The organism is Terribacillus saccharophilus, assembly GCF_002272745.1.
In the GTDB taxonomy this organism is placed as follows: domain Bacteria; phylum Bacillota; class Bacilli; order Bacillales; family Amphibacillaceae; genus Terribacillus; species Terribacillus saccharophilus_B.
In genome coordinates, this window is sequence record NZ_NPBD01000002.1 from 650396 (window position 1) to 666289 (window position 15894).

Genomic DNA, 15894 nt, shown 5'->3' on the forward strand with positions numbered 1-15894 from the left:
CTTACCTCGTTCAGATAAGCAGTAGTACGATCAGCAAACCTGTCAGGAATCCGAGGTTACGGATCATTTTTCCATACCGCTGGTTCGCTTCTTCTGATTCCTCGAGCTCCCGTTCCAGGTGAGTTCTGGCCAGCTGGATATGCTTCTGCTGCTGTTCAAAATCATGCTGACCAAGTGTACGGCCGAATTGCAGCCACACATCCTTCTCAGAAGGTTTTAGCGCTGTTGTGCCTATCCAAGATTCTGTGGTCTCTTCCCAGCAGTCATACAAATCTACCGGGTGCTGCAGCAGTTTATCTGATAGGGATCGAAAAAAGGCAGCTGTCGGCTGTGGAATTTGCTTGGCTAGATTATCGCTTGTTTCAATAATGCTTGTCTGACTATAAAGGATTTCTGCCTCCATCACTTGCAGACTGCTGATTAGCTGACGGATTTGCTTCGGGCGCTGCTGCAGTCTGCGGGATAAATCGAAACCTACCCAAGTTGCGGCGATAAGCACAAGTATGGCTCCTACCCACTTCATGCGTTTGCACCTGCCGGGCTGGCTGTTTCCAACACTGCTTGTACTACGCCAGGGGACATCCCCTTCTTCAAAATAACGATGCGTTCAAACACTTTCTGTTCAAAAAGGGGCCTTAAGGAAGGACGATGGCGGATGGAATCTAAGCTGTCTCCATGAACACTGCAAACGATCTTCACACCTGCATGCAAGGCTTCCAGCAGCGCCTGTACATCACGTTCACTTCCAATCTCGTCAGCCACTATCACATCAGGAGACATCGATCGAATCAGCATCATCAATCCCTCTGCTTTTGGACAGGCATCCATGATATCTGTCCTTTTTCCAAGATCATGCTGTGGAATGCCATTGATGCTGCCTCCAATTTCAGAGCGTTCGTCAACGACTGCTGTCTTTATCGCCTTATATTGCTGCCAGCCGGTGGATAGCGAACGAACTATATCGCGAAGAATGGTCGTTTTACCGGACTTCGGCGGCCCTATTATAAGCGTGTGGCGACAAGTGCCATCAGGCTTGTACAAAGAAGACATAATCTTACTCGCTGCTCCTGGTCTGGCCTTTGCAATTCTTATATTGAAGGAGGATATATGCTTGAGAGCTTTGACGATACCACCCTCTGTATTGACTTGCCCACTCAAACCAACTCGATGCCCTCCTGCAATGGTGATATAACCTTCTCGTAATTCATTTTCAAGTGCATATAAAGAAAAATCACTCAATTGATTCAGCATAAACCGAGCATCTGCAGCCTCCATTAGCGATGCTTCTATCCATTCGGTTCTGTCATCGAAGCAAAGCTCAAGCTGCTGGTTCGTCCGACAGCGAATTTCTTGCAGCTTATCCCATCGTCCTCCTACTTGTTCTGACAATAGTGCTTGTAAAGGCGGTCGAAACAATTTCTGGATTTCCTTCATCCTTGCTCACCTCTGACTTCGATTGGACATGTTGTCCATACTGTAATGTATGTGCCTCGGGTTTGTTTATGCACAAAAAAAGAGCCCCTTCCTATGGTTAGGAAGAGACTCTTTAAATAGCTTATGCGCGGGAAACGTATTTCCCATCAGAAGTGTTTACGAGCAGTACATCGCCTTCATTAATGAAGAATGGTACTTGAACACTCAAGCCAGTTTCGACGATAGCAGGTTTCGTACCGCCGCTAGCAGTATCACCTTTAATACCTGGCTCTGTTTCTATTACTTTTAATTCTACGTTATTCGGTAGGTCTACACCAAGTGTTTCACCGCCGAAAGTCATAACGCTGATTTCCATGTTTTCTTTCAGGAATTTCAGTTCGTATTCAATCTGTGGTGTCTGAAGCTCTAACTGATCGTATGTGTCGGTGTCCATAAACGTATGTGTATCACCTGAAGCATAAAGATATTGCATCGTTTTATGTTCAATATGTGCACGAGAAACTTTCTCACCGGCACGGAATGTTTTTTCCTGGATGTTACCGTTACGTAAATTACGCAGCTTTGAACGTACGAATGCCGCACCCTTACCTGGTTTTACGTGCTGGAAATCGATAACCTGCCACAGGCCATTATCTACTTCAATTGTAAGGCCCGTACGAAAATCGTTTACTGAAATCATTGTTTTCCTCCTTCGAAAACGGCTGTTACAAAGTAATTAAATCTTTAGTGGAGAACGTCAGGCGTTCACTGCCATCAGCTGTCAGCACAAGATCATCCTCAATTCGGCATCCGCCTACTTCCGGTATGTAGATCCCCGGCTCTACTGTAACGACCATTCCCGGCTTCAATACCGTATCGGAACGGAAAGATAGAGCTGGTGATTCGTGTACATCCATACCAAGACCATGTCCGGTAGAATGTCCGAAGTATTGGCCATAGCCTTTTTCATTGATATAGTCTCGTGTGAGCGCATCGGCTTCTTTACCAGTAATACCCGGTTTGACGCCTGCTACTCCTCGAAGATTCGCCTCTAGTACTATATCATAAATCTCGCGTAATTTGTCACTTATCTCGCCTACCGCGAAAGTTCGGGTAATATCCGAGCAATATCCATTGTAAAGGGCACCATAATCTAGTGTAACCAATTCCCCCTTCTGAATCTCTTTATCTGAAGCCACACCGTGCGGTAATGCAGAACGGTATCCGGAAGCGACAATCGTATCGAAACTGGACTGTGTCGCACCCTGCTTGCGCATAAAGAACTCAAGCTCATTGGAAACTTCGATTTCCTTCATGCCTGGCTTCACGAAAGTAAGGATATGGGTGTATGCTGCATCAGCAATCTCGGCAGCGGTCTTCATGATAGCAAGCTCTGCTTCTGATTTAATCAGACGCAGCTCCTCAATCAAGCCCGATGCAGGGATAAGGTCTGCATGTACAGCATTCTGGAACTGTTGGTATAGTGCGAAAGTAACATCTTCATGCTCGAACCCAGCTTGCTGAGCACCTTCTTTAAGAAGCTGTGCAGCCGCTTCCTGAATGATGGACTGTTTATGCTCAATGATTTCAAAATCAGGAGCTTGTTCCGTTGCCTGCTCAATATAACGGAAATCAGTGATGAACAACTGCTTAGATTTAGTAATGATAAGCAGTCCGGCACTTCCTGTAAAACCTGATATGTATCGGCGATTCTGGGCACTCGTTACGATGAATGCGTCCAAGTTTTTCTTTTCCATTAAAGCGCGTAATTTCTCTATTTTCTCCATCTGTTTCTTCCTCTCCCTTTATTTCTCCAGCAGTGCTAACGCTGCATATCGGTAGCCTTTAATCCCGAGACCGACGACCTGCCCTTTACATACGGATGCCAGCATCGAATGATGACGGAACTCCTCGCGGGTGTGAATATTCGATATATGCACTTCAAGAACCGGAATCGGGACACTGGCAATTGCATCCCTGATTGCGATGCTAGTATGCGTATAAGCAGCAGCATTCAGGATAATTCCGCTGCATGTACGGCCGGCCTCCTGAATCTTATCAACCATAGCTCCCTCATGATTTGACTGAAAATCCTCCAGCTCATATCCAAAACTGTCTGTCACCTTTTTAACTTCACCAACTACATCAGAGAGCGTATGACTTCCATAAATACCAGGTTCTCTCGTTCCGAGCAAATTTAAATTCGGTCCATTGATCAACATTAAGCGATTCACGTTCTTCATCCTTTGGTTACATTATTTTAACTTTCACATAGTGTAACATAAGACGCAGGCTTTGTGATTGAAAATTCGAAATGCTTAATTATCCTGGTATTCTTCGCTTTGCTGGTATTCAAAGCTGATGCTGTACCCGATAAATACAGCATAAAGCAAATACAAGCACATTGTCGTGATATTTGCATTCCGATTTGCTTGGAATGCACTATCAACTCCATGGATAATCGGGGCCAGCACTAACTGGACAAGAACCCAGAGCACGACACCGAAAATAATGCTTGGAATGATGCCTTGCTGTTTCTTCAAGAACAGGAAATACAGGCAAGCGATCAAGATGGATAGAACCCCGACTATAAATATGCTGATCAGCTCCGCCACCCACGTCTGTGCCCAAGGCATCCAAACCCATGAACGGAGTACGAAATCCGCCACAGACAAGTCGGTGAAATGAAAGAAGTACGCTACCCATGCGATTGCTGACCAAAGCACGCCGCCGACGAATCCGGTCACGACGGCACTTCTATTAAAACGTGATGCGGTTTTCCGATTTTGCTGCATAAAACTCACCTCAATACGTAGCATTCCTTAACACAGCGATTTTAATCACAGATGCCATCTAGTGTTATCTGTATTTTTTTAGTAAAATAGAAGGAAATCGAAACGAGGCTGGTGAAATAATGTCAGATAAACAAACCAATACCTATGGCGGGCAAGCCGTCATTGAAGGTGTCATGTTTGCGGGAAAAAACAGCTTCGTTACTGCCGTTCGCAGAAATGACGAGAGCATCGACTACTTAACTGTCGAACGCCAAGACAATCCGAAATTATCCAAGCTGAAAAAGATACCTATACTGCGAGGGATCGCAGCGATCATACACGCCAGTGCTAATGGCACGAAGCATCTAAACTTTTCCTCAGAACGATATGGAGTCAATCCGGAGGACGATGCTCAGATTGTTCCAGAGGAGAAAAAATCAAAGCTGGCGATGATTATCGGTATCGGTGCTGTTGGAGTACTATCCTTCATTTTCGGAAAATTGATATTTACACTAACTCCTGCACTTGTCGCGGATTTCTTCGACAAGTGGCTTCCTTCCAGATTCGAACAGGTTGCACTGGAAGGTTTCCTGAAGCTTATCTTGCTTCTCGCTTATGTTTATCTTGTTTCCCTGACACCATTGATCAAGCGGGTATTCCAATATCACGGCGCTGAACATAAGGTGATCAACTGCTACGAAAACGGCCTGCCGCTTACGGTAGAGAATGTCCAGAAGCAATCTCGGCTTCATTATCGATGCGGATCGAGCTTTATGCTGTTCACTGTCATAGTTGGCGTGATTGTGTATATGTTCGTTGCAACGGATCCGCTATGGTGGCGTATGGTGAACCGTATCATGCTCCTGCCGCTTGTCATCGGGCTTTCTTTTGAGGTACTTCAGCTGACGAACAAGGTTCGTGATATCCCTGTTCTGCGCTTCCTCGGCTATCCAGGTCTTTGGCTGCAGCTCATTACAACAAAAGAGCCAAAGGATGATCAAGTGGAAGTTGCACTGGCTTCTTTCAAAAAAGTGCTAGAAAATGATTCTGCACAGGTGAATAGTGGTATAAAGATAGTAAGATAAAGAAACCATGTCACCATCAAGGCATGGAAAGGAGGAAAATGGGTTGCGTAGATCTGGGTCTTCCATCATTGTCTTTGTTCTAATTGGCCTTGCTGTTATCGGTGTCAGCATGCAGCTCGTGACAAATCCAGGAGCATTCTTCCAAAATGTGCTCGTATGGATCGGAGGTGCCGTTCTTTTCGGTGCATTGCTTTATTTTATACTTACACGCATGCGCGGCCGTACTGCTGCAGCTGGGAGTGGCAGCAGCAGCGATATGCAGAAATATAAGAAAGCTGTAAAGCAATCCAAACAGAAATACAAGCAGCCAAAAGCCCGCCCTGTCAACAAACCAGCGAAACAAGCTGCTAGCATTAAGAAAGCTTCTGTTGCTAGAAAAAAACGAACGGTGAAAGATCGGTCTCGCGGTCCACAGCTTCGTGTCATCGAAGGAAATAAACAGAAACGGAAAAAGTCGAGCATTTGATGCCCGACTTTTTTTTATGGCCAGCGTTTCAGGAAGTGCTCTGCCTTCTCTCGGCCGCCTGTTATCAGTTTCTCCTTTTCTATAGCCGATATATTAAAGTCGGCCATTCCGATATCCTCTACCGGAATAAATATGATATCCCGTGCTGTTTCCTGATTTATATGGCGCATATCATGTGCTACCTTCATCGTTTTGAAAAGCGCATAAAACAGATCGAAAGATTGGTGTACTTTTTGAACCGGAATTTTTTGTACTGCTTCACTTAGCTTCATACCTAAAATCGGGCGTCTTAATAGACGTTCATCTCCATCAAGTGTCCAGATTGGGAAGTTACTTAACAATCCGCCATCCAGCAGCAGACTTCGTTTTCGATTTTTGTATAGCAGTTTGGCCGGCATGAATATGTATGGAATACCTGCGCTCATCCTGATGGCCCGTGCTACTGGGAAACTTCCACCATCGATACCATATGTCTCAGCTAAATCATCTGGAAAAACGATTAAGCGTCCCAAAGTTACATCTGCAGCAATCACTTTCAATGTTCTTGGCTTCAAATCTTGAAAGGTATATACCTGCTTTTTTGCCAATGCTTCATAAAGCCAGCGTTCCAACGCATTGCCCTTGTACAGCCCCATCTTGAAATAAAGCGTTAGCCAGTTGGCAAAAGGTATATACCTAGTAAGCTTAATAGGATCAGTGAATTTACTGATATCGGTTTCCTGTAATAATGCTTCCATTTCTTTTCCGCTATATCCCGCTGCCAGCAAACCAGCGACAATGGCACCAGCTGAGGTGCCAGCTACATTCTCAAACTCATATTTCTCATTCTCCACAGCCTGAATAGCACCGATGAAGGCGAAAGCCTTCACCCCGCCACCTGAGAAAACGCCGTCTATTTTCATAAGCACGCTCCATGATGACTTTTTATATACCTAATCAGGAAAGTGCTCTTTTAGAACAAAAAAACCATCCGAAATGGATGGTTTGAGTTAAGACTTCTGTTTTTGCTGTATTTTGATTAGCGCTTCTTTCCGTTCATTATCTTCCTGGAAGTACTGAACAAGATTGCCGATCCGCTCGATGGAATTCCAGCTCATATGATGCTCAATTCCTTCTACATCCTGATAGATATTCTCTTCCTCGACACCGATAATCCGCAGGAAGTCTTCCAAAAGTTTATGCCGATAGACAAGCCGTTTGCCGACCTGTTCTCCTTTATCAGTAAGAATCAAGCCACGGTACTTTTCATATTTCAGATATTCATCTTTGTCCAGCTTCTGCACCATTTTTGTAACAGAAGACGGATGTACCTGCAGGTTCTCTGCTATATCAGACACACGGGCATATCCCTTTTGTTCCATTAATATGTAAATTTGTTCAATATAATCTTCCATGCTCGGTGTAGGCATAAAATTCCTCCATTCAATCCACTGCAACTTCTACATCTTTACATGATACACCTTTTCGAGCGGACAAACAAGCCAACAAAGTTGAAGCAGGTAAAAAGTGTTACACTTATATGAACGGCTATTAAAAAATCTTTGAAAATAAGCGCTTGCTTGCTATAATGTAAGTTGGAGTATCAGCAGATGGGGGAAATGACATGGAAGCAGTATTAGTTATCGGAATTGCACTGATTGTATTCATCGCATATAGTGTAATCCGCTATTTCATTCAGAAGAAACACCTGAAAACTCTTACAGAGGAAGAATTCAAAGCTGGATACCGTAAAGCACAGCTGATTGATGTTCGTGAACCGAAGGAATTCGATGGCGGACACATTCTAGGTGCACGAAATATACCGTTAACCCAGCTTCGCTACCGTTTGGCTGAAATCCGCAAGGACAAGCCTGTTTATATGTATGACCAAAACGGTACACGTACTGTTCGTACTGCAGCAATGCTTCATAAAAAAGGCTATCAGGATCTTAATCAGCTAAAAGGCGGTTTCAAAGCCTGGAGCGGTAAGATCAAACGAAAAGGCGAATAAAAGAGCTTTGCACATGATGTGCAAAGCCCTTTTTTTATTCTGGTATATAGCGAAGAATCGGTTTTCTGGCGGCAGTCGTTTCATCCATTCTGCTTACTACCGTCGTGTGCGGTGCTTCCTGCACGATTTCTGGATGACTTTCAGCATCCGATGCAATTTCCAGCATCGTATCAATGAAACTATCCAATGTTTCTTTTGCTTCTGTTTCGGTTGGCTCAATCATCAGTGCTTCCTCAACATTAAGCGGGAAGTAGATGGTCGGTGGATGGTACCCGAAATCAAGCAATCGTTTCGCGATATCAAGCGTACGGACACCTAGCTTTTTCTGTCTGCGTCCGGAAAGAACAAATTCATGCTTACAGTGCTGTGTATACGGCAGATCAAATGCTTCACTCAAGCGACGCATCATGTAGTTTGCATTCAGGACAGCATATTCACTTACACGTTTCAGCCCTTCTGGTCCCATCGTCCGGATATAAGTATAAGCACGAACGTTGATACCGAAGTTTCCATAATAAGGTTTCACGCGACCGATAGAGTCTGGACGATCTTCGTCAAGAATGATTTCTTCTCCTTGTCTGCGTACGACCGGCTTCGGCAAGAAGGCTGCGAGCTCTTCTGAAACGCCGACAGGACCAGATCCTGGGCCCCCGCCGCCATGCGGACCAGTGAACGTTTTATGCAAATTCAAGTGCACAACATCAAAGCCCATATCTCCAGGTCTTGTATAACCCATGATGGCATTCAGATTTGCACCATCATAATACAACTTACCGCCCGCTTCATGGACAATTCTGGCCATTTCCAAAATATCCTTTTCGAACAAACCGAGTGTATTCGGGTTTGTAAGCATCAGTGCTGCAGTATCTTCTCCAACGACTCGACGCAAATCATCCAAATCTACTAGTCCTTCTTCATTGGATTTAACTGTTACAGATTCGAATCCAGCAACTGTTGCAGAAGCTGGGTTCGTACCATGCGCTGAATCCGGCACGATAACCTTCGTACGCTGCGTCTCTCCATTTTTCTCATGCAAGGCACGGATCATCATCAGTCCCGTCCATTCCCCATGAGCTCCTGCTGCAGGCTGCAAGGAAACTTCGTGCATGCCGGTAATTTCCTTCAGCTGCTCCTGAAGATCGAACATAAGCTCCAGTGCACCCTGTGCCGTTTTCGTATCCTGATATGGATGCACATGGCTGAATCCTTCCATTCGGATAACATCTTCATTGATTTTCGGATTATACTTCATCGTACAAGAGCCGAGCGGATAGAATCCGGAATCGACGCCGTAATTTCTTCTTGATAGAGCTGTATAATGCCTGATGATTTGAAGCTCGCTCAGCTCCGGAAGTTCTGCTGGCTCACTGCGGATATAATCTGACTCGAAAACTTCCGAAAGATCCATTTCCGGAACATCCAGCGGCGGCAAGCTGTATCCTGTTCTGCCTGGCTTCGTTTGTTCGAATAACAATGGGAAATCAGTATTGTTTTGCATGGACTGCCGCCACCTTTCTTGCGAATGTATCAATCTGTTCCTTTGTGCGCTGCTCCGTCACAGCAACAAGTATGTGGTTCTTCAAACGATCATCCGTCCGTCCCAAGTGATACCCCCCGATAAACCCTTGTGTAACCAGATAATCATTCAGTGCATCTGCATCGTCTTCTACTTTGATTACCAATTCATTGAAGAATGCGCCTTGGAAGATGACTTGCAGCCCGTGTGCTTCAAGCTGCTTTTTCATGTAGTGTGCTTTTTGTATATTCAAGTGAGCCATCTCAGCTACACCTTTTTTTCCTAGTGCACTCATTGCCACCGAAGAAGCCAAAGCGTTCAATGCCTGATTGGAACAAATATTTGATGTCGCCTTATCTCGGCGGATATGCTGTTCTCGAGCTTGGAGTGTGAGAACAAAGCCACGCCTGCCTTCTTCATCCTTCGTTTGACCGACAAGTCTTCCCGGCAGCTTACGCATCAATTTTGCTGAGCTTGCGAAATAGCCGCAGTGTGGTCCGCCAAACTGTGCCGGGATACCGAATACTTGTGTATCTCCAACGACAATATCTGCTCCGAAGCTGCCTGGCGGTGTCAAGAATCCTAGAGCCAACGGATTGCTGGAGACAACCATCATCGCTTTCGGCTGTGCATCAATGATTTTACGAATATCGGCTAGCGGTTCAACCTGTCCGAAGAAGTTCGGATATTGCACGATAACACTTGCCGTATCCGCGTCTACTGCATCTTCCAGTGCTTGTAAGTCTGTCATGCCATCTTTATGCGGCACTGTGACAATTTCCAAATGCTGTCCTCTTCCGTAAGAATCGATCACCTGACGAGATTCAGGATGAACGGCTTCTGATACAACAATTTTCTTCTTCCGCGTATGACCAGCACTTAATGTCGCTGCCTCTGCCAGTGCCGTTCCGCCATCATACATGGAACTATTTGCTACATCCATTCCTGTCAGCTCGGCAATCATCGTTTGAAACTCAAAGATTGCCTGCAGCTCTCCTTGAGAAATTTCTGGTTGATACGGCGTGTAAGCTGTATAGAATTCAGATCTGGAGATTACATGATCCACGATTGAAGGGATGTAATGATCGTATACACCCGCTCCAAGGAATGAAGCATGTGTCTTCATCGTCACATTCCGACTTGCCAAAGCTGCAAGTTCCGCTTTCAGTTCTCCTTCACTTTTCGGCTCTTTGATCTGAAGCGGTCCCTTTAATCGAACTTCCTCCGGAATATCAGAGAAAAGCTCCTCCGTATCTTTCACGCCTATCGTTTGAAGCATTTCTTTTTTGTCTTGCTCAGTCATCGGTAAGTACCTGAAATCCATGCTGTATCCTCCTTCTATTTCCGTTTATAGAATGGTGTTGCAACAATCTTGGCCTGCAACTGTTTCTTTCGGATCTTCACGTTCACAATACTGCCTTCTTCGGCAGCATCCGCTTGTACGAGCGCAAGACCTATATAGCTATCCAGAGTCGGTGACTTCGTTCCTGTCGTTACCTCACCGATTTGTTCGCCGCCGCTGAAGATAGGATATCCATGGCGCGGTATACCTTTTTCCAGCATTTCAATGCCGACAAGCTTTCTCTTTGTTCCGTTCTCTTTTTGCTTCTTTAAGGTTTCTTTACCGATGAAGTCGGCAAATTTGTTCGTCTTCACTGCAAATCCAATACCTGCCTCGATCGGAGTAATATCCTTCGACAATTCATTTCCATACAGCGGGAGATTCGCTTCAAAGCGTAATGTGTCTCTTGCACCCAATCCAACAGGCTGAAGATTGAATTGCTTACCTTTTTCCAGCAACAGCTCCCAAACAGCTTGCCCGCTTGCGGCCGGTCCATAGATTTCAAAGCCATCTTCACCTGTGTAGCCTGTGCGTGAGATAAGGAAATCTCCTTCCACATCTTCCAGCTGCACTGGATAAGCGAATCGGAAAAATGAAATTTCCGACAATTTTTCATCTGTCAGCTGCTGCAGGATTTGCTCCGCATGAGGCCCTTGGAGCGCAACTTGCATATACGCCTCAGACTGATCCTCAATGCTGACACCATCTCGTTTTTGCGTTAGCAGCCACTCCAGATCCTTTGCTGTATTGCTAGCATTGACCACCAGCAGATAACGGTTCTCTTCCAGCATATAAACGATTAAATCGTCTACTGTTCCGCCATCTTCATAACACATCACACTGTACTGTGCTTTGTTCGGAACAAGCAGTTCAATGTCATTCGTCAGGACATACTGCAGGAAGTCTTTACTCGCTGGTCCTTCAACTAAAATCTCACCCATATGGGAAACATCGAACAAGCCAGCTGCTTGACGCACTGCATGATGCTCTTCCTGGATACTGCTAAAATGGACTGGCAGTTCCCATCCGCCGAAATCGATCGTCTTGCTGTTAGCCTGATAAGCAGGATAAAGCGGGGTTCTTCTCAACTCACTCATCATCTTGCTCCTCTCTTATGTACCTCGCAACAAAAAACAGAGCCACCTCGAAAAAGCTTTGAGGGGCTCTGTCCATTTACCAGAAAGTTTCTTATCGTCCTTGGACCATAGTTGCTTCTTGGGTGGCTTCAACTACGGAAGCACTCTCCAGAGTTGCGTCCTGTTGGAGTTCTTTTGCCTGAGAGATTCACTCAATATTTGCTCCTTCGGCGCCGCATATAGCGGTCTCTCCTCCAACATTCACTCGCGGTTTATGAAATTGGAAAACGCGGGCATACTAACAGACAATCAACCTATAAAAAAGCAAAATCCAAACATTTTGATAAAAAATATTAATAATGTCTGGTTTCAGCCTCATTATAACATAACATTTTTAGAATGTGTCTATCTTTTTCGGCTTTTTAAATGAAACTCCGAAGAATAAGGAGATGAAATTACTATGCAGGTGCATATAAAAGATGATAAACCTTTCATCGACATGATGGATGATGTTTTGCAGCAAGAAGGAGAAACAGCCTCATGGGAGCATTTCCAAATGGCTTATACAGCAGCCAAAGAAACGAATATTGATACGTTTACCGGGTTGGTTGCACCCGGGTATTTGCCTCATATGACCTTCCATCCCCATCAGCTGGAAGCAAGCCGGCGAGTGGTGGAAGAAATGAACGGACGTGCCATTTTGGCAGATGAAGTTGGTCTTGGAAAGACAATTGAAGCAGGTCTCGTATTGAAAGAATTGATGATTCGGGGATTGGTGAAAAAAGTACTCCTGCTCGTGCCGGCGTCTCTAGTTAACCAATGGGTAAACGAATTGAACTCTAAATTCCATATACCTGCCGCCTCCCAGCGAAAACAATACGTGTGGGAGCATTACGATGTAATCGTCTCCTCCATCGACCTAGCAAAACGCTCCCCTCACAGGGAAATCATCCTGGAGCAGGACTATGATTTCGTGCTAATTGATGAGGCTCATAAACTGAAAAACAGCCAGACAAAAAATTATGCTTTTATCCAATCGCTTAAGAAGAAATATTGTCTGCTGCTGACCGCTACACCTGTCCAAAACAAACTGAGTGATATTTATAATCTCGTATCCTTGCTTAAGCCTGGCTACCTTGGAAGCTATAAGCAATTCAAAGATACATATGGAGATGACCGAAGAGATGCAGAAGAGCATCATTACTTAAAGGAACTAATCCGCAAAGTGATGGTACGTAACCGGCGGGAAGAAACAGGACTGCAATGGACCAAGCGAAAAGTGGAAACTATTTGGATTGATTTTACCGAACAAGAGCGGCAAGTGTATGAGAATATGCAAGATTCCACCAGTGCCGCAGCGACTTTTGCAAAAATAACCCTACTCCGCGAGCTATGCAGCTCCAGGGAAGCAGCATACTTATCTATGAAAAAAATGGTAGAGGAGAATCCGGAAACAGGTAATGCTTATTTGCCTGTGATGAAAGAAATCGAAAAGCTGCCACAGCATAGCAAGGCACTGAAAGTGGTAGAACTGATCAAAGCTGCCCCACCAGGTGAAAAGTTCATCATTTTCACAGAATATCGAGCAACACAATTTTACTTGCAATGGACACTGAAGCAGCATGATATATCGTCAGTTCCTTTCCGAGGCGGCTTTAAGGCTGGTAAAAAGGATTGGATGCGCGAGCTCTTCGAAAAACACGCACAAGTTCTGATTGCGACCGAAGCTGGCGGCGAAGGTATTAACCTCCAATTTTGCAGCAATATGATTAACTATGATTTGCCATGGAATCCAATGAGGCTGGAGCAGCGCATCGGCCGGATTCATCGTTTTGGTCAGAAAAAGGATGTACAAATCTATAATTTTGCCGTACGCAACACACTCGAAGCGCACATATTGGAATTGCTTTATAAGAAAATCAACCTATTCGAGCGGGTAATCGGAAATCTCGATCATATCCTTGCCGAACTGCAAGTTTCTGATGTAGAAAAAGAGATCAAACGAATTTTTGCCGACTCCCGTTCCGAAGGAGAAATTAAAGTAAAACTTGATAATCTGACTGCGGTTATAACCGAGACAGGTGAACAGCTGGAAAGGGATAAATTACATGGATAGACACACACTCCATCAGTTTCTGAAGAAATTCTTCCTTACAAATGGCTGTCAGCTAATAGAGGAAAAAGAAGGGCTACTCCATTTCCTGCTGACTCCAGAACTGGATGAAGAATTGATGAATCGCCCGTTTTATTGGCGATATAAGAAAAGACTTGGTCAAGAAGGCGATCCTATGGAGCTAACCCTCTTAACTGACCCAAACGAGACAGCCGAAAAAGCAGAACATATTCATTTCGGCAGCCCTCGTCTGCATAAGATTTTCCGTCTCATTCGCGAATCCGCCCAAGTTGCTCGTCTTTATGAAAAGGTGGATACAGCTTCCCGGACACCTTTGTATCCATGGCTCATCCGCAATATGAGCGTACATTTCTCCGGTAAACGCAAGCGTACGGAAACACATTCTGTTGGATTACAGCTATTGAATGGACAGCTCGCAACTGATTGGATGGAGAACTTCTCTCAGGTGCAATTCAAACAGCAAATTAGTGATCAATGTTATTGCCTCTCCCCTATCATCCGATATCAGAGCGGCTACCAGAGAATAAGCAGTTATATGCATACCTATCTGGATACTATCGATGACAGCTGGGTGAAGGAGACAAAAGATACACTCAAACAAGAAGAAGATTTACTGGCGCATTTTTTCAACCAAAGCAATCAGGAAGAACTCGAACCGGAAATCCTCGAAGAAAGAGCTGCATTGTATAAAAACGAGCTCGATGCAGTGCATAAAAGACTAGTCCCATCCATTAAAATGGAGACAATCAATGCCGGCATATTCTATCTCTCTGAAGAGACTGCACGGAAACTGCTCCATAAAAAAGAGGCCTGAATTATGTTCAGGCCTCTTACTTTTTACGACTACGGAAGAACAGCTTGAAAGCAAATGGCAAAACACCAAACCACTTTCCGTGCAGCTGGTGTTTTTCTTTTTCCTTCTCTTTCTTCTCTTGCTTCGGTGCATCCATCTTTTTCACCAGCTCCTGGGTTACGAATCGGAAATAATCATTCGAAGACATGAGTTATAGCCCCCTGTTACTTTTACTTGTAGCGTAGCCAATTTCATTTCTTTCCATACAAATCATATTGAAATTAGGTTAAATTAATTAAAAATGAACCCGCTCCAATAAATGCTAAAGAATTATAACGACTCAAGATGAGTAGTAATATTACTTAAAATTTTAAAATATGACATAAACTATATATCTTCTAAAAATTTTGTTAAATGATTTTAAATTTAAAATAAGCTCTAAACGATTATTCCTATACAAAAAAATTGTTTCACTAAAAATATTGATATGTTTTCCATAAATATGTTATATTAATGGAAAAGGAGGATTAATTTATGAAAAAATTTAAAAGTACATTAGCTGTTCTGATTACAGTTCTTGCTGTATCATTTTTTATCTCACCAGCTAATTCTGAAGCTGCTACATCATCTTGGCAAAGCGTATCGTCAGCAGGCTCTGGTTGTAAAGTAAGAATATGGAATGATGCTTCTACATATACTAAACGTGCAACTACAGTTGATTTCACGATTGAACAAAATGGAAAATGTGGAAAATTGGATTACACTGCAGGGGTTAAACCAAGGCAACTAACCTCATATTCTGTTCCTTACGTAAGTGGATACTTTAGCAATAAGACACCAGTGAAGAAATTAACACTAAATGTCGGCATTTGGAAAAAACAAGATCGAAATGCATATGTAGGTGCTAATCTGTCTAAAAACGGTAAAGATGTAGGTTACGTTGAATCCAACACATTTACAATAAAAAAACAGTAACCAAAATTTCTTTGTTAAAGAAAAAAGCTGCTCCGTTAAGGGGCAGCTTTTTCATATACTCCGTTGCGAATATCTTTTAGATGAAAAAGTATGAAAGATTTAAATTGTGGAAGTTTCACATGTGGTAGTTCGCTAAGATAGTAATTAAACTGTAGTTCATTCTTTAAGTCATATATCTTTAAGAGAAAGTCATTGTATTCTTTCTGTGTCTCGATCAATTTATACCTCACAGTTCACCCCCAATTACATAATTTAATAGTGTTACTTAATTCTTTTAGGTTTAAGTCTTGGTGGAACAGCATTAATTATACTTTATCTATTCTATATTTT

Annotated in this window: 17 protein-coding genes, 1 pseudogene and 2 riboswitches; of the genes and pseudogenes, 6 read left to right on the top strand and 12 right to left on the bottom strand. The window is 43.8% G+C overall.

From position 1 onward, the window contains the following. Window positions 1–10 precede the first annotated feature (10 nt). The 6 genes from spoIIIAB to CHH58_RS05070 form a co-directional block, all read right to left on the bottom strand. Window positions 11–523 carry a stage III sporulation protein SpoIIIAB gene (gene spoIIIAB / locus CHH58_RS05045; protein WP_095226947.1) on the bottom strand — a complete coding sequence of 171 codons (513 nt, stop codon included), beginning with the start codon at window positions 521–523 and terminating at the stop codon, window positions 11–13. Next, window positions 520–1434, bottom strand: a complete 915-nt coding sequence (gene spoIIIAA / locus CHH58_RS05050) for a stage III sporulation protein AA (protein WP_095232810.1) — start codon at window positions 1432–1434, stop codon at window positions 520–522. The genes spoIIIAB and spoIIIAA overlap by 4 nt, the downstream gene beginning before the upstream one ends. Window positions 1435–1555: 121 nt before the next feature. Then, window positions 1556–2113, bottom strand: coding sequence for an elongation factor P (gene efp / locus CHH58_RS05055; protein WP_095232811.1), 558 nt, complete (start codon window positions 2111–2113; stop codon window positions 1556–1558). A gap of 25 nt (window positions 2114–2138) precedes the next feature. Further along, the gene (locus CHH58_RS05060) at window positions 2139–3200 is read right to left on the bottom strand and encodes a M24 family metallopeptidase (protein WP_095232812.1); all 1062 of its coding nucleotides are present in this window, start codon (window positions 3198–3200) and stop codon (window positions 2139–2141) included. An 18-nt stretch (window positions 3201–3218) separates the two neighbouring features. After that, the gene (aroQ, locus tag CHH58_RS05065; RefSeq protein WP_095262106.1) at window positions 3219–3647 is read right to left on the bottom strand and encodes a type II 3-dehydroquinate dehydratase; all 429 of its coding nucleotides are present in this window, start codon (window positions 3645–3647) and stop codon (window positions 3219–3221) included. Between the two features lie 84 nt (window positions 3648–3731). Further along, entirely contained in the window at window positions 3732–4208 is a 477-nt protein-coding gene (locus CHH58_RS05070) for a YqhR family membrane protein (protein ID WP_170937526.1), read from the bottom strand. A 119-nt stretch (window positions 4209–4327) separates the two neighbouring features. Between CHH58_RS05070 and CHH58_RS05075 the strand changes: the two genes are divergently transcribed. Beyond that, window positions 4328–5272: a DUF1385 domain-containing protein gene (locus tag CHH58_RS05075; RefSeq protein WP_095262107.1), complete on the top strand. Its 945-nt coding sequence runs from the start codon at window positions 4328–4330 to the stop codon at window positions 5270–5272. A 43-nt stretch (window positions 5273–5315) separates the two neighbouring features. Continuing rightward, window positions 5316–5738 (top strand): SA1362 family protein, encoded by a 423-nt coding sequence (locus CHH58_RS05080; protein ID WP_249275033.1) that lies wholly within the window; start codon window positions 5316–5318, stop codon window positions 5736–5738. Window positions 5739–5752: 14 nt separating this feature from the next. Here the strand turns inward: CHH58_RS05080 and CHH58_RS05085 are convergent, their stop codons facing one another. Together CHH58_RS05085 and mntR are read right to left on the bottom strand one after the other, a co-directional pair. Further along, the gene (locus CHH58_RS05085) at window positions 5753–6640 is read right to left on the bottom strand and encodes a patatin-like phospholipase family protein (RefSeq protein ID WP_095226940.1); all 888 of its coding nucleotides are present in this window, start codon (window positions 6638–6640) and stop codon (window positions 5753–5755) included. An 87-nt stretch (window positions 6641–6727) separates the two neighbouring features. Further along, window positions 6728–7147, bottom strand: a complete 420-nt coding sequence (gene mntR / locus CHH58_RS05090) for a transcriptional regulator MntR (protein WP_095218033.1) — start codon at window positions 7145–7147, stop codon at window positions 6728–6730. 194 nt (window positions 7148–7341) lie between these two features. Here mntR and CHH58_RS05095 point away from each other — a divergent pair, with 194 nt between their 5' ends. Next, entirely contained in the window at window positions 7342–7728 is a 387-nt protein-coding gene (locus CHH58_RS05095; RefSeq protein ID WP_038561256.1) for a rhodanese-like domain-containing protein, read from the top strand. 34 nt (window positions 7729–7762) lie between these two features. On the opposite strand, the gene gcvPB is transcribed toward CHH58_RS05095, so the two are convergent. The 3 genes from gcvPB to gcvT are packed head-to-tail and all read right to left on the bottom strand — an operon-like array spanning window position 7763 to window position 11683. Beyond that, on the bottom strand, window positions 7763–9226 hold the full coding sequence (gene gcvPB, locus CHH58_RS05100) for an aminomethyl-transferring glycine dehydrogenase subunit GcvPB (RefSeq protein WP_095260685.1): 1464 nt from the start codon (window positions 9224–9226) through the stop codon (window positions 7763–7765). After that, window positions 9210–10568 (bottom strand): aminomethyl-transferring glycine dehydrogenase subunit GcvPA, encoded by a 1359-nt coding sequence (gcvPA, locus tag CHH58_RS05105; RefSeq protein ID WP_095262108.1) that lies wholly within the window; start codon window positions 10566–10568, stop codon window positions 9210–9212. Before gcvPA ends, gcvPB begins: the two co-directional genes overlap by 17 nt. 14 nt (window positions 10569–10582) lie before the next feature. Then, window positions 10583–11683, bottom strand: coding sequence for a glycine cleavage system aminomethyltransferase GcvT (gcvT, locus tag CHH58_RS05110; RefSeq protein ID WP_249275034.1), 1101 nt, complete (start codon window positions 11681–11683; stop codon window positions 10583–10585). Between the two features lie 66 nt (window positions 11684–11749). Next, window positions 11750–11836: riboswitch (glycine riboswitch) on the bottom strand. 3 nt (window positions 11837–11839) lie between these two features. Then, window positions 11840–11927, bottom strand: a riboswitch (glycine riboswitch). A gap of 195 nt (window positions 11928–12122) precedes the next feature. Here gcvT and CHH58_RS05115 point away from each other — a divergent pair. Both CHH58_RS05115 and CHH58_RS05120 read left to right on the top strand, forming a co-directional pair. Continuing rightward, window positions 12123–13778, top strand: a complete 1656-nt coding sequence (locus CHH58_RS05115) for a DEAD/DEAH box helicase (protein WP_095262110.1) — start codon at window positions 12123–12125, stop codon at window positions 13776–13778. Beyond that, entirely contained in the window at window positions 13771–14610 is an 840-nt protein-coding gene (locus tag CHH58_RS05120) for a YqhG family protein (protein ID WP_095262111.1), read from the top strand. The genes CHH58_RS05115 and CHH58_RS05120 overlap by 8 nt, the downstream gene beginning before the upstream one ends. Here CHH58_RS05120 and CHH58_RS05125 read toward each other — a convergent pair. After that, a pseudogene (locus tag CHH58_RS05125) lies at window positions 14611–14797 on the bottom strand (YqzE family protein); the annotation flags it as partial. Between the two features lie 326 nt (window positions 14798–15123). Here CHH58_RS05125 and CHH58_RS05130 point away from each other — a divergent pair. Further along, window positions 15124–15564, top strand: coding sequence for a cell wall-binding protein (locus CHH58_RS05130; RefSeq protein WP_095262112.1), 441 nt, complete (start codon window positions 15124–15126; stop codon window positions 15562–15564). The last annotated feature ends 330 nt before the right edge of the window (window positions 15565–15894 follow it).